At 73.7% G+C, this 11864-nt stretch carries 13 protein-coding genes; 3 read left to right on the top strand and 10 right to left on the bottom strand.

All coding sequences use genetic code 11. The features are described 5' to 3' along the window. Window positions 1-32 precede the first annotated feature (32 nt). Together ABZ815_RS47280 and ABZ815_RS47275 are read right to left on the bottom strand one after the other, a co-directional pair. Window positions 33-635 carry a histidine phosphatase family protein gene (locus tag ABZ815_RS47280; protein ID WP_357708464.1) on the bottom strand — a complete coding sequence of 201 codons (603 nt, stop codon included), beginning with the start codon at window positions 633-635 and terminating at the stop codon, window positions 33-35. A gap of 57 nt (window positions 636-692) precedes the next feature. Further along, window positions 693-1913, bottom strand: coding sequence for a PEP/pyruvate-binding domain-containing protein (locus tag ABZ815_RS47275; RefSeq protein ID WP_357708463.1), 1221 nt, complete (start codon window positions 1911-1913; stop codon window positions 693-695). Between the two features lie 59 nt (window positions 1914-1972). Here ABZ815_RS47275 and ABZ815_RS47270 point away from each other — a divergent pair, with 59 nt between their 5' ends. Both ABZ815_RS47270 and ABZ815_RS47265 read left to right on the top strand, forming a co-directional pair. Continuing rightward, window positions 1973-2368: a DNA-binding protein gene (locus ABZ815_RS47270; protein WP_357708461.1), complete on the top strand. Its 396-nt coding sequence runs from the start codon at window positions 1973-1975 to the stop codon at window positions 2366-2368. Next, complete coding sequence (locus ABZ815_RS47265; protein ID WP_357708460.1) at window positions 2365-3000, top strand: transcriptional regulator; 636 nt, start codon at window positions 2365-2367, stop codon at window positions 2998-3000. Before ABZ815_RS47270 ends, ABZ815_RS47265 begins: the two co-directional genes overlap by 4 nt. Before the next feature lie 32 nt (window positions 3001-3032). On the opposite strand, the gene ABZ815_RS47260 is transcribed toward ABZ815_RS47265, so the two are convergent. The 4 genes from ABZ815_RS47260 to ABZ815_RS47245 form a co-directional block, all read right to left on the bottom strand. Next, the gene (locus ABZ815_RS47260) at window positions 3033-4430 is read right to left on the bottom strand and encodes an MBL fold metallo-hydrolase (RefSeq protein ID WP_357708459.1); all 1398 of its coding nucleotides are present in this window, start codon (window positions 4428-4430) and stop codon (window positions 3033-3035) included. 149 nt (window positions 4431-4579) lie between these two features. Beyond that, window positions 4580-4849, bottom strand: coding sequence for a metal-sensitive transcriptional regulator (locus ABZ815_RS47255; protein WP_357708511.1), 270 nt, complete (start codon window positions 4847-4849; stop codon window positions 4580-4582). A 77-nt stretch (window positions 4850-4926) separates the two neighbouring features. Continuing rightward, window positions 4927-5655: a hypothetical protein gene (locus ABZ815_RS47250; RefSeq protein ID WP_357708457.1), complete on the bottom strand. Its 729-nt coding sequence runs from the start codon at window positions 5653-5655 to the stop codon at window positions 4927-4929. Then, window positions 5642-6154 (bottom strand): SigE family RNA polymerase sigma factor, encoded by a 513-nt coding sequence (locus ABZ815_RS47245; protein WP_357708456.1) that lies wholly within the window; start codon window positions 6152-6154, stop codon window positions 5642-5644. Before ABZ815_RS47245 ends, ABZ815_RS47250 begins: the two co-directional genes overlap by 14 nt. Window positions 6155-6270: 116 nt before the next feature. Here ABZ815_RS47245 and ABZ815_RS47240 point away from each other — a divergent pair, with 116 nt between their 5' ends. Further along, window positions 6271-7161 (top strand): hypothetical protein, encoded by an 891-nt coding sequence (locus ABZ815_RS47240; protein ID WP_357708454.1) that lies wholly within the window; start codon window positions 6271-6273, stop codon window positions 7159-7161. Window positions 7162-7264: 103 nt separating this feature from the next. Here ABZ815_RS47240 and ABZ815_RS47235 read toward each other — a convergent pair whose 3' ends face one another. The 4 genes from ABZ815_RS47235 to ABZ815_RS47220 form a co-directional block, all read right to left on the bottom strand. Beyond that, window positions 7265-9502 (bottom strand): Orn/Lys/Arg decarboxylase N-terminal domain-containing protein, encoded by a 2238-nt coding sequence (locus ABZ815_RS47235; protein ID WP_357708452.1) that lies wholly within the window; start codon window positions 9500-9502, stop codon window positions 7265-7267. A gap of 72 nt (window positions 9503-9574) precedes the next feature. Further along, entirely contained in the window at window positions 9575-9916 is a 342-nt protein-coding gene (locus ABZ815_RS47230; protein WP_357708509.1) for a 2'-5' RNA ligase family protein, read from the bottom strand. Window positions 9917-10004: 88 nt separating this feature from the next. Then, on the bottom strand, window positions 10005-11276 hold the full coding sequence (locus ABZ815_RS47225) for a GDSL-type esterase/lipase family protein (RefSeq protein ID WP_357708451.1): 1272 nt from the start codon (window positions 11274-11276) through the stop codon (window positions 10005-10007). Window positions 11277-11341: 65 nt separating this feature from the next. Beyond that, window positions 11342-11827, bottom strand: coding sequence for a helix-turn-helix domain-containing protein (locus tag ABZ815_RS47220; RefSeq protein WP_357708449.1), 486 nt, complete (start codon window positions 11825-11827; stop codon window positions 11342-11344). Window positions 11828-11864: the final 37 nt, after the last annotated feature.

Genomic DNA, 11864 nt, shown 5'->3' with positions numbered 1-11864 from the left:
CGGAGGCGGGCCGACCGGCGGAACCGGAGGGTTCAGGGCCACATGTCCTGGGGGAAGCCGGTCCAGCGGAGGTCGGCCGGCAGGTGGCTCAGGTCGTTGTACATCACCATCGTGGGAGGCAGTCCGGTGCGGTACTCGATGATCGTCAGCCCGGTGTTGGCGCTGTTCAGGCCGAGCCAGCGGGGCAACGGCGCGTCCAGCGCGTGCCGTACCAGCCACGCGATCTGACCGGCGTGCGTCACCAGCACCTCGTGCACGTCGGAGGCGGGCCCGTCGGGGGCGTGGGCGAAGCGGGCGACCAGGGCGTCGGCGAGCGCCCGCCCCGAGGCCGCCTCCGCCCGGTCGAAGCCGTCGAAGTACCCGGCCCAGGAAGCGGGCGTCTCGGCGGGCGCGGGGACGTACGGCACGTGGTCGACGAGCTCGGCGGCCTCGGCCACGGGGACGTCCGGAAGGCGCCGGGCCAGCTCGCGCGTGCTCTCGGCGGCGCGCGCCAGCGGAGAGTGCCACACGGCGTCGATCGGCATGCCCGCCAGCCGGTCGCCCAGCAGGGCCGACTGCCGCCGTCCCGCGTCGGTGAGCTGCCCGAACGCGTCGGCCGCGCCGTGGCGGGCCAGGTAGAGGTGTCGCGTCGTCATCGATGTCCGGGAAGCGCGCCCCGCGGGGCCGGCTCCCCTCTCCTCTCAGGTGTTCGGTCAGGCGGCGGTGACGGTGCCGGCGGTGCCGTCGACGGTGATGAGCGTGCCGTCCAGGAGCCTGCCGGTCGCGTCCGGGACGCCCAGGACGGCCGGGATGGCGTGCTCCCGGGCCACGATCGCGGCGTGGGAGAGCACGCCGCCGGTCTCGGTGACGACGCCGGCGGCCATGCGCAGCAGCGGCGTCCAGGCGGGGTCGGTGAAGGGGCAGACGAGCACGTCGCCCGGCAGCACGCGGGCGAAGTCGGCCGGCCCGCGCACGATCCGCGCGATGCCGGTCACGGCGCCACGGCTGCCCGGCGTCCCGACGAGCGCCCCGGCCGGTCCGTCCGCGGCGCGGGTGAGCGGGTCGGCGAGCGGGGGAGCGGCGGTGACCGGGCGGGCCTGGAGGATCCAGACGCGGCCGTCGGCGACGGCCCACTCGACGTCCTGCGGCCCGCCGCGCAGGGCGGCGATCTCCGCGCCCAGCCCGGCGAGCCGGACGGCGGTCGCGTCGTCGATCGCCGCCCGCCCCCGGACGCCGGCCGGCACGTCACGGACGACGAGCCGCGCGCCCTCCCGGTCGAGCCGGGTGCGTTTGTCGGCGATGGCGCGTTCGACCGATCCGTCCCCGGCGACGCGGTAGGAGTCGGGGGTGACCGTGCCGCCCACGACGCTGGGCCCGAGCCCCCAGGAGGCCTCGATCCTGGTGGGCTCGTCCGGCCCGCCGGGGGTGAACATCACCCCGGACACCTCGGCGTCCAGGTGCCGCTGGACGACGACGGCCATCATCGGGTCGCCGCCCGACTGGTCGCCGACGGCGGCGCGGGGCGAGAACAGCGAGGCCCAGCAGGCGCGCACGGCCTCGGTGACCCCGGCGACCCCCCGTACGGCGAGGAAGCTCTCGTACATGCCGGCCGCGGAGGTCAGGCCGGTGTCCTCGTCGGCCGCCGACGACCGCACGGCCACCGGCGGGTCGCCGAGCGCGCGCAGCCCGTCCGCCAGCGCCGCCACCACCCCGGCGGGGACCGGCCGGCCCTCGATCGCCTGCCGCGCCGCGGCGAGCCCGTTCGGTCCGGCGGCGTGCCGCGCGAGGTCCAGGTCGCCGACCGCGGCGAGGTAGGCGGCGAACGGGAGCACGAAGCCGCCGGGAACCGGCAGCCCGGCCCGGATCAGCGCGCCGAGCGCGCCGCCCTTGCCCCCGCAGGTGTCGGCCACGGCCTCCTTGAGGGGTACGGTCATCCGCCCCGCCTTTCAACAAAATGTTGACGATGTCCCGCCGATTGTGAATCATGTCCCGCATGGAACGCAACCACGACCAGGCTCACACCACGCGGGCCGACCATCTCCAGGCCCAGAGGGAGAGGGAGGCGCGCCGGCGTCTCCTGGACCTGGGCGCCGACCGGCTCGAACCCCGTCCCTGGCAACCGCCGCCCATCCCGCCGTCGGCGGTCGACCTGGCCCGGTTCGCCGTCTGGCGCAACGCCGACCTGGACCAGCAGGACGCCCTGAGCGCGCTCGCCCTGCTGCCCGCCGCGCGCGCCGAGGTCGAGGCGATCGAGTCCGCCCTGCTGTTCACCGCCCGCAGCGCCGGGCTGACCTGGGCGCAGATGGCCGAGGCGATGGGGTTCAACTCGCCGCAGGCGTGCCAGCAGCACTACACCCGCCTGACCGCCCGTACGGAGGCCGGCGCATGACCAGGAACTCCGCGCCCGACCTGCTGGTGCTGCACGCCGTACGCGTCACCGGCTTCGCCGACACCCCCGTGCTGGCCCGGCGGTACGCGCTCGGCGTGGCCGAGACCGAAGAGGAGCTGCGCGACGCCGAGGCGCGCGGCTGGGTGAGCCACACCGCGTTCGCCGGCACCGGCGGCTGGTCGCTGACCGAGTCCGGTCGGGCCGAGGGTGAGCGGCGGCTCGCCGCCGAGCTCGAACTCGTCGGCGGCGCCGAGGAGGTCCACGGCGTCTACCGCGAGTTCCTCCCGCTGAACGCCCTCCTGCTGAAGGCGTGCACCGACTGGCAGCTGCGCCCGGACGGCCGCGACCGGCTCGCCGCCAACGACCACTCCGACCCCGCCTGGGACGCCCGGATCCTGCACGAGCTCTCCGTCGTCGGCCGCGCGCTCCAGCCGCTCGCCGAACGGCTCACCGGCGTCCTGACCCGGTTCGGCGGGTACGACACCCGCTTCGCCGCCGCCCTGGCCCGGGCCCGCAACGGGGAGGGCGCCTGGGTCGACCGCACCGACGTCGACTCCTGCCACCGCGTCTGGTTCGAGCTGCACGAGGACCTGATCGCCACCCTCGGCATCGACCGCCACGCCCACTCCTGACCGCCGCGCCGGACGTGCCGGTGCCGTCGGGGTCAGTCGTCGGCCTCGGTGATGGTCAGGCCCGCTTCGGCGGCCGCCGCGTAGGCGTCGTCGATGTGCACGACGCGGTGTCCGGCGCGGGCGAGCAGGCTGGTCGCGGCGGCGGCCCGGTAGCCGGAGCCGCAGTGCGTCCACACCGTGCCGGCGGGCACGTCGGCGAGGCGGTGCGGCAGGTCGGGCAGGGGGATGTGGGTGGCGCCCTCGACGTGGCCGGCCCGCCATTCGTTGGTCATGCGCACGTCCAGCACGACGTCCGGGGCGGGCAGGTGCGCGGGGGCGCGCCCGGCCCGGACGGCGGCCAGATCGGCGAACGTGGCCACCGCCAGCTCGCCCAGCCGGTCGTCGTGGCCGCCGGCCCACTGATCCGGGTCGCCGGTCGCGGCGGCGGCCGGGCGGTCGACGCCGATGCGGGCCAGTTCGCGCTGGGCGGCGGCGACCTGCCCGGCGTCCTCGCCCAGGAGGGTGATCGGCGCGCCCCAGGGAGCCATCCAGGCGAGCCAGGTGGACATGGGGCCGTCCAGGCCGAAGCTGAGGGTGCCGGTCAGGTGGCGGCTGGCGAACGCCTTGCGGGAGCGCAGGTCGACCACCCATTCGCCGGCCTCGATGCGCTTCCTGAGCTCCTCGGGGTCGGCGGCCCGGACGGGCGTGAGGTCGATCGGGTCTCCGCCCTCGGAGTTGCGCGGGCCCATGTGGGCGTAGTACGCGGGGTAGGCGTCGAGACCGGCGAGGGTCTGGGCGACGAAGTCGTCGGCCTCCAGACGCAGCGCCGGGTTGGCCTGCCTCTCGCGGCCGATCGTGGAGGCCGGGGCGTCGGCCTGCGTCGCCGAGCAGAAGCTGCCGAAGCCGTGGGTGGGCCACACCTGGGCGCCGTCGGGCAGCAGGTCGGCCAGGCGGCGCGCGGAGCTGTGCTGGCTGTGGGCCAGGGTGTGGGCGTGCTCGGCGCCGAGCAGGTCGGTGCGCCCGGTGGTGCCGAAGAGCAGCGAGCCGCCGGTGAAGACGCCCTCGGGGCCGTCCGGGCCGGTCAGGATGTACGACAGGTGGTGGAAGGTGTGACCGGGGGTGGCCACCACCCGGACGGTCATCGCGCCGGACAGCGCGACCTCCTCGCCGTCGGAGATCGGCCGGCGGTCGAACCGCACGCTCTCGTCGGCGGCCACCAGATAGGCGGCGCCGGTCACCCTGGCCAGGGCCAGGCCGCCCGAGACGTAGTCGTTGTGCAGGTGGGTCTCGGCCACGTGGGTGATGCGTACGCCGAGACGTCCGGCCAGGCCGAGGATCCGGTCGATGTCGCGCTGCGGGTCCACGACCAGGGCGACGTCTCCGTCGTGGGCCAGGTAGCTGCGGTCGCCCAGGGAGGAGGTCGCCACCACCTCGATGTGGATCGTGCTCATCGTCTTCGCCGCCTTCGTGTCGTCACGGTCGGTTCCCGGTCGGGGACGTTTCTAACCGGCGATACCCTAGGGGGTATGCGTCAGGCAAAAACAAGGGCATACTCCGGCGTACGGCCCCCGCCGTCGCCTTCGGATGCCCTTGGGTGGGATCAGGACAGGGCCAGGAACAGCTTCTCCAGCCGCTCCGGCGTGATCGACGGCTCCTCGCCGCGCTCACGCGCCATCTGACACTGCTGCAGGCCGGTTGAGATGATCTTGAATCCCGCCCTGTCCAGGGCCTTGGAGACCGCCGCGAGCTGGGTCAGCACCCGCTCGCAGTCGTCGCCGTTCTCGATCATGGCGATCACCCCGCCGAGCTGGCCGTGGGCCCGCTTGAGCCGGGTGAGCGCGTCGGCCAGGACGGCCGCGTCCATGTCCACTCGCTCCACCTCCACCGCCAATATACCCCCCGAGGTATTGTGCCGCGCACGCCCGGCCGCCGGCGGGACGGAGACGGTCACAGGGTGGAGGTGAGCCCTTCGGCGATCCTCCTCAGCTCGGCGGTGACGGCATCGGCGTCGCCCAGCTCACCGGCGTACACCGGGCTGATCATGATCTCCGCCCACTGCCGCTCGCCCATCTTGAGGAACAGGGTCGGCGTGCCCTTCATGCCGTCCTCGCCGACGTCCTGGACGACCAGGTATCCGGTGCGGTCGCCGACGGTCACCTCCTCGCCCTCCCCCTCGTCGCGGTGGGCCGCGATGCGGTCGGCGACCTCCTCGACGGTCGCCTGCTCGTACATGTAGATCTGCACGCGGTAGAAGCCCGAGTCGTCGCCCTCGTAACCGTAGGCAGTCGAGTACTTGTCGCCGAAGTTCACCGACCAGCGGGACCAGATCAGCCGCTCGGGCAGGTACTCCACCTTGACGTGCCCGAACGCCTTGCCGTCGCCCAGGTCGCCGAGGGTCGGCGGTTCGGACGGCTGGGGCGGGACGTCGTCGATGGCGGGCGGCTCCGGCGTCGCGGAGATCGTGACCTCGCCGCCCGTCGTCGTGGCCGCGCCCATCCCCAGGTACGCGACCGGCGCGGCCACGACGGCCACGGACGCCGACAACGCCGCGATCCGGCTCCGCGTCCTCCTGCGCCGGGACCCGCGCACCACCCGCTCCACCAGGTCGGGCGCGGCGTGCAGGCGCGCGGTCTCCTCCGTCATGAGCCGGAGGAGCTCCTCCTCAAGCGTGGGCATTCCTGATCACTCCTTCCACTGTCTCCCGTCCGAGGGCCGACCGAAGCTTGGCCATCGCCTTGGACGCCTGACTCTTGACCGTGCCGGTCGAGCAACCGAGGACCTCGGCGGTCTGCGCCTCGCTGAGGTCCTCCCAGTACCGCAGGACGATCACCGCCCGCTGCCGTGGTGGCAGGGCGCGCAACGCGTCCATGAGCACCTGGCGCAGGTCGGTGTCCGTCGCGCGATCCGGTGTGTCCGGCGGGCTGTGCATCGGGATGATCCGCAGGATCGCCCGGCGGCGGGCCCGGCTGATGGCGGCGTTGACGATGACCCGGCGCACGTACGGTTCGAGGCTGTCGTGGCGGACCCGGTCCCAGTTCCGGTAGGTGCGCTCCAGCGCGGTCTGCAGCAGGTCCTCGGCCTCGGCCTCGTCGCCGCAGGCGAGGTAGGCGACCCGCAGCAGGCTCGTGGCACGTGCGGCCACGAAGGCGCCGAAGTCGTGTTCCGAGGCGCTCATGGCTGTCTGTCCGAATTCACGCTTCCTTATACGCCTGGGCTTTCGCGGCGGTTGCCCACGGGGGCAGGTGAATGCGGCGGGCAACCGTTCGGGGGGGCTCAGGCGTATGGAGAGGCATGACTTCGCATTCACGGGCAGGGACGGTGACGTTCCGCCGACTGATCATCTTGGGCGCCGGGCTGGCCGTGGGCGCCGCCCTGGGCGCGCCCGCGCCCGTCGTGGCGGCCCCGCCGGAGGGCGCCTACTGGCACGTCAAGGAACTGCTCACCATGCCGCAGCCCCGCCTGTTCGGCACCAGCTCCAACTCGTACTCGCTGGTCAAACGGCAGATCACCGAACGGTGGACCACCCCCGACGGCCGGGCCTGGTACGCCTACCGCGAACTCGGGACGACACCGGGCAGCGCGGCCGACAAGAAGGCGTGGCAGCGTGACGGCTCACCCAGCAGGTGGGGCAAGTCGATCGACGGGCAGACCGTGCGGTTGTCCACCGAGCCGACCAAGGGCCACCTGGGGAGCGTGCGCGAGCGCAACCAGTTCGAGCTGGCCGGGCAGTGGCTGACCTACGACGAGATCCAGCGCCTGCCCGCCGACCCCGCCCTGCTGAAGGACTGGCTCACCAGGGCGGGCCGGGTCGCCCAGATCCCCGAGACCGCCCTGCCCGGCTGGGTCGCCCAGACGTTGCCCCAGCTCCTGCACGTCCTGCCCGCGCCGAAGGAGGTGCGCAACGCCGCCTACCAGGGGATGCTCACCATGCCGGGCGTGCGCGCCGACGGCGTCGCCAAGGACGAGCTGGGCCGGTCGGGCGCCGCCGTCGTGATCGACACGGTGAACGGGACGGGCAAGGCGGCCGTGCCGGAGACCACCCGGCTGATCGTCGACACCGGCAGGATGGCCCTGCTGTCGGAGGAGCGGCGTGGCGGCAAGCAGCCGGGGAAGGCGTACGTCACGACCCTGGCCGAGGTCGGCTGGACCGACTCCCGGCCCGCCGTACCAGCCCTGCCCTGACCCTGCCCTGGCCCTGCCTGACCCTGCCCCGAGCCGGCGCGGGGGCCCGGCACGGGGACTCGGCTCGGAGCCCCGGCTCAGGGGCTCGGCCCGGGGCCGGCCGTCAGTCGCGGACGACCTCCACCCAGTAGCGGCCCTCGCCGTCGCGGTGGGCGCCGTGGATGTCGGTGGCCAGGTCGGGGAAGGCCCGGTCGAAGTCCTCCAGGGCCCGCAGGTACCTCATCAGCGGCCCGTCGGCCTCGCCGGTCGCCTCGCCGGGCATCAGCATGGGGATCCCGGGCGGGGTGACCACCACGGTCGCCGCCACGACCCGCCCGGCGAGCCGGGCCAGCGGGACCCGCTCGGTACGGGAGCGGATCATGGCCTGGTAGACGTCGGCGGGCGTCGAGACCGGCACCGGCAGCGCGGTGAAGACCTGGTCGAGCAGCGCGCCCACCTCCGAGTCACGCAGCCTGGCGTGGACCTCGGCGCAGAACGCGCGCAACGACACCCCGGACGGCCCGAACCCGGGCAGCACGTCCGCCAGCGGTTTGTCGTCGTCGTAGGCGTTCTTGAAGTCGGTGAGCGCGTCGATCAACGTGCCCCACTTGCCCTTGGTGATCCCCATCGAGAACAGCACCAGCAGCGTGTGGTCGCCGGTCTTCTCCACCACGATGCCGCGCCGCTGGAGGTAGGCGGCCACGACCTTGGCCGGGATGCCCCACTCCAGGGTGCCCCTGGCCGCGTCGGCGCCGGGGCAGGTGATCGTCACCTTGACCGGGTCGAGCATGGCGTAGGAGTCGGTCATCCCGTCGAACCCGTGCCAGGCGGCCCCGGGCTCCAGCACCCAGCAGCGCGGCTCGGCGCACAGCAGCGCCGGGTCGGCGTCGGCGAACGGCACGGCCGTGCCGGTGCGCGGGTCGATCACCGACGACGGCTGCCAGAGGCCGAAGAACCACTCGGGCCGCCGGCCGTCCTCGCGGACGCGGGCGGCCAGCCGGGTCATCGCCTGCCGGAACCGGACCGCCTCGACGATCGCCTCCCCGGTCAGGAAGGCCCCCGACGGGCCGTCCATCATCGCCGCGGCCACGTCGAGCGAGGCGATCATCGGGTACAGCGGCGAGGTCGAGGCGTGCATGAGGTACGTCTCGTTGAACGCGTCGTAGTCGACCGGCGCCCTCGGCGAGGGCCGGACGTGCAACATCGCCGACTGGGAAAGTGCCGCCAGCAGCTTGTGCGTGGACTGCGTGGCGAACACCGTGGGACGCTCCGGGCCGGGCAGCGTGCGCTCGTCGACCGACATGGCGTACCGGCGGGCGTAGAGCGGGTTGAACCGGCCGTAGGCGAACCACGCCTCGTCGAAGTGCAGCCGCGGCACGCTGGCGCCCAGCAGCTCGGCGACCCGGACCGCGTCGTGGCAGACGCCGTCGTAGGTGGAGTTCGTGACGACCGCGTACGACGGGTCGCCCGCCGCGAGAGGACAGGCGGCCAGCCGCGCCCGGACGGCGGACGCCTCCAGCGCGGCGGGCGGGATCGGCCCGGCCAGCCCCAGCCCGTTGCGCTCGGGAACCAGGTAGACCGGCCGTGCGCCGCTGATCGCCAGCGCGTGCTGGATCGACTTGTGGCAGTTGCGGTCGACCAGGACGGTGTCGCCGCGGGCGATCGCGTGGTGCCCGACGATGCGGTTGGCGGTGGAGTTGCCGTTGACCACGAAGAACGTGCGCTCGGCGCCGAAGACGCGGGCGGCGTTGTGCTCGGCCTCGCCGATCGGCCCGGTGTGGTCGAGCGGCGACCCCAGCTCGGTGACGGAGATCGACAGGTCGGTGCGCAGCAGCCGCTCGCCGTAGAAGTCGAAGAACGCCCGGCCCACGGGCGACTTCAGAAACGCCACGCCGCCCGCGTGGGCCGGGGTGTGCCAGGAGTAGGGGTGGTGGTCCTCCAGGTGCAGCAGCGCGCGGAAGAACGGCGGCAGGATCTGCTCGGCGTACTGGTCGGCGGCGTGCGCGATGCGCCCGGCGATGAACTGCGGGGTGTCCTCCAGCGGGAAGACGTAGCCCTGGATGACCTCGTACACCCACAGGGGGAGCTCCTGGTCCTGGGTGATCAGGAAGACCGGCAGGCCGCGGAAGCGCCTGGCCACCGCGGTCAGCAGGTCGTCGGCGCCGGGGGCGTCCCAGGCCGCCAGGATCGCCGTGAGCGAGGCGTCGGACCCGACCACCGCCAGGGCGTCGCCCGTGCGGTGGGTCCAGCGCACCTGCAGCCCGAGCTCGCCCATCTCGGCACACACCCGGCGGATCTGCTCGGCGAGCGCCGAGTCGGCGTCGGGGTGTTCGGTGACGGCGGCCAGAACCGTTCGCTCCATGCGGCACTCCATGATCGATCAGGGGAGGACGACCTCCCCGGATCGTAACGCCAAGGAATGACAAAATCACGGTCAGTGACGAACCTTTCCGAGCGGGAAGGCCCGCTCTTCGCGCCAGCGGCGGCCGTCGCTGACCAGCAGGCGCACCTCCCGCACCCGGGCCGTCAGAGGCAGCCCGGCGGCCAGCTCGGCCTCCACGCGGTCGAGCAGCTCCGGCTCCTGCCGGTCGGCGACCGTGAGGTGGGGGACGATCGAGGCGAACCGGCCTTCGTAAGGCGGGGCCTCGGGCCACCGGGCGGCGACCGCCTCCGTCAGCTCCCGGAACGGCCGCTCCGGGCCGGGCGCGAGGTAGAGCACGCCGGGGAACCTGCCGCATCCGGCGAACCGCACGTCGAACGCCGCATGGGCGGCGATCAGCCGGCTCGGTACGTGGTCGGTTCCGTGGGGGGCATGGTTCAGGTTGGCAGGGCGTCCGTGGCGCCGGCCATTGGATTACCGTCCGTCAGAGCAGGCGGCGCAGGTCGAGGGCGGCGGCGATGGTGTGGGCGCCCGCGTCGTCCGGGTGGAGGCCGTCCATGAAGACGTAGCCGGGTCTGGGCCGGTCCGGCGCGGCCGGGTCGGACATCGCGCGGTCGGCGTCCAGGACGACGTCATAGGCGCCGCTCGTCCGGATCCAGTGGTTGAGCGCCACCCGGGCCGCCTCGATCTCCTTCGTCCAGAACGGGAACAGCGCCCCTCGCAGCGGGATGACCGTGACGCCGACCGTCCTGATCCCGCGGGCGCGGGCGGCGGCGATGAGCCGCCGGTGGCCCGCGATGAGCTCCTCCACGCCCACCTTCGGATCGGGCTTGGCGCACGGGTCGTCGAGCCCCGGATAGGCCAGGTCGTTCGCGCCCAGGTGGACGACCACGGCCTTGACGCCCGGACGGTCCAGCACGTCACGTCCCAGACGGTCCAGGGCCCGGTCGCCGAAGCAGGGGGAGTCGTTCAGCAGCCTGCCGCCGGCGATCCCGGCGTTGACGACCGAGGCCGGGCTGCCCGCGGCGACGAGACGTTCGGCGAGCTGGTCGGTGAACCTGGTCTCGGCGCCCGGAGTGGAGCCGACGCCGTCGACGAGGGAGTCGCCGAAGACCACCACGGCGGGTGCGGCGGCGGCGACCTCCACCCCGGTCAGGTAGTACCAGGCGGCGGTGGACTCGGTGAACGCCCTGCCGCCCAGGTCCGACAGCCGGTCGCCGGCGGCCCGGTAGGAGGTCGCGGTGGTGAAGCGGTGGAAGGTGGCCGGGCCGGTCGCCTCGGGCAGGCGCAGCGTCACGGCCAGTCGTTCCAGCGGCGAGGTGGGCAGCGCGACCGGGTCGCTGACGGCCTGGCCGCCGGGCGGGATCTCGGTCCGCGTCCGGCCGCCGAAGCGCAGCGCGCGCGAGGTGCCCGGCCACACCGCCGCGCCGCCGGCCGACCTGCCGACCGTGGCGCCCGAGAGCTCGAGCGGCTTGGTGCCGTACCGGTTGGACAGGCGTACCCGCAGCTCGGGGGCCGCCGCCGTCACCCTGATCACCTGCCGGAGCGTGTGGTCGCCGAACCCGGACAGCGACCAGTTCGGGCCGGTGTCGGCGGTGCCCTTGGTGGGACGCTGCATCGCGCTGCCCCAGGTCGCCGTCCAGCTCCCGGCGTCGGCGCGTGCTCCCGCCGCCGCCGCGGGCTGGGCCGCGGCGGTCAGGATCAGGCAAAAGGCGGCGGCGGGCGCCAGTGCCCGCCGCCATCCGGTCGATCTCATGTCGAACTCCCTGCGTGACGTCGATGGTCACGGGAGATCTTCTTGATCGGCGCCGGGGGCCGGGATCAGCCGAAAGTGTGATCCTCCGCGCCGTTCGGCCGATCGGCCGCGCCGGGGCCGGGCAGCAGCTCGACGTCGCCCGCGTGCATCGGGGCGCCGCAGTGGGCGCAGCGCAGGTCCACCGCGCTGATCTCGCCGCAGGCGTGATGGCGGTAGAGCACGGGCGGCCCGGCCTCCCCGGCGAGCCATTTGTCCCCCCAGCCGGCCATGACCATGAGCAGGTCGACCAGCTCGGCGCCCTTGGCCGTCAGGTGGTACTCGTGACGCGGCCGCTGATCATAGGGACGGCGTTCGAGCACGCCCTGGTCGACGAGGTGGTTGAGCCGCTCGGTCAGCACCTTGCGGGAGATGCCCAGGTCGGCCTGGAGCTGGTCGAACCGTCGCACCCCGGCCCATACGTCCCGCAGGACCAGCGGCGACCACGGCTCCCCGATCACGTCGAGGGTGCGTGCGATGGAGCAGGCCATCTCCGCGAAGTTCGTGCGTTGCATGGCGGCAGTCTACCTCTTCGGGGTTCCCTGAGGGAAC

Origin of the sequence: Nonomuraea sp. NPDC047529 (assembly GCF_040642995.1) — a bacterium.
In the GTDB taxonomy this organism is placed as follows: Bacteria; Actinomycetota; Actinomycetes; order Streptosporangiales; family Streptosporangiaceae; genus Nonomuraea.
This window is presented reverse-complemented; position numbering and strand designations above follow the sequence as displayed.

Coding starts and splice junctions, on each gene's coding strand:
- ABZ815_RS47245 (WP_357708456.1), bottom strand. CDS start 6,154: ATGAGCGCCTCGGAACACGACTTCGGCGCCTTCGTGGCCGCACGTGCC.
- ABZ815_RS47235 (WP_357708452.1), bottom strand. CDS start 9,502: ATGGAGCGAACGGTTCTGGCCGCCGTCACCGAACACCCCGACGCCGAC.
- ABZ815_RS47225 (WP_357708451.1), bottom strand. CDS start 11,276: ATGAGATCGACCGGATGGCGGCGGGCACTGGCGCCCGCCGCCGCCTTT.
- ABZ815_RS47220 (WP_357708449.1), bottom strand. CDS start 11,827: ATGCAACGCACGAACTTCGCGGAGATGGCCTGCTCCATCGCACGCACC.
- ABZ815_RS47265 (WP_357708460.1), top strand. CDS start 2,365: ATGACCAGGAACTCCGCGCCCGACCTGCTGGTGCTGCACGCCGTACGC.
- ABZ815_RS47250 (WP_357708457.1), bottom strand. CDS start 5,655: ATGCCCACGCTTGAGGAGGAGCTCCTCCGGCTCATGACGGAGGAGACC.
- ABZ815_RS47270 (WP_357708461.1), top strand. CDS start 1,973: ATGGAACGCAACCACGACCAGGCTCACACCACGCGGGCCGACCATCTC.
- ABZ815_RS47260 (WP_357708459.1), bottom strand. CDS start 4,430: ATGAGCACGATCCACATCGAGGTGGTGGCGACCTCCTCCCTGGGCGAC.
- ABZ815_RS47280 (WP_357708464.1), bottom strand. CDS start 635: ATGACGACGCGACACCTCTACCTGGCCCGCCACGGCGCGGCCGACGCG.
- ABZ815_RS47275 (WP_357708463.1), bottom strand. CDS start 1,913: ATGACCGTACCCCTCAAGGAGGCCGTGGCCGACACCTGCGGGGGCAAG.
- ABZ815_RS47240 (WP_357708454.1), top strand. CDS start 6,271: ATGACTTCGCATTCACGGGCAGGGACGGTGACGTTCCGCCGACTGATC.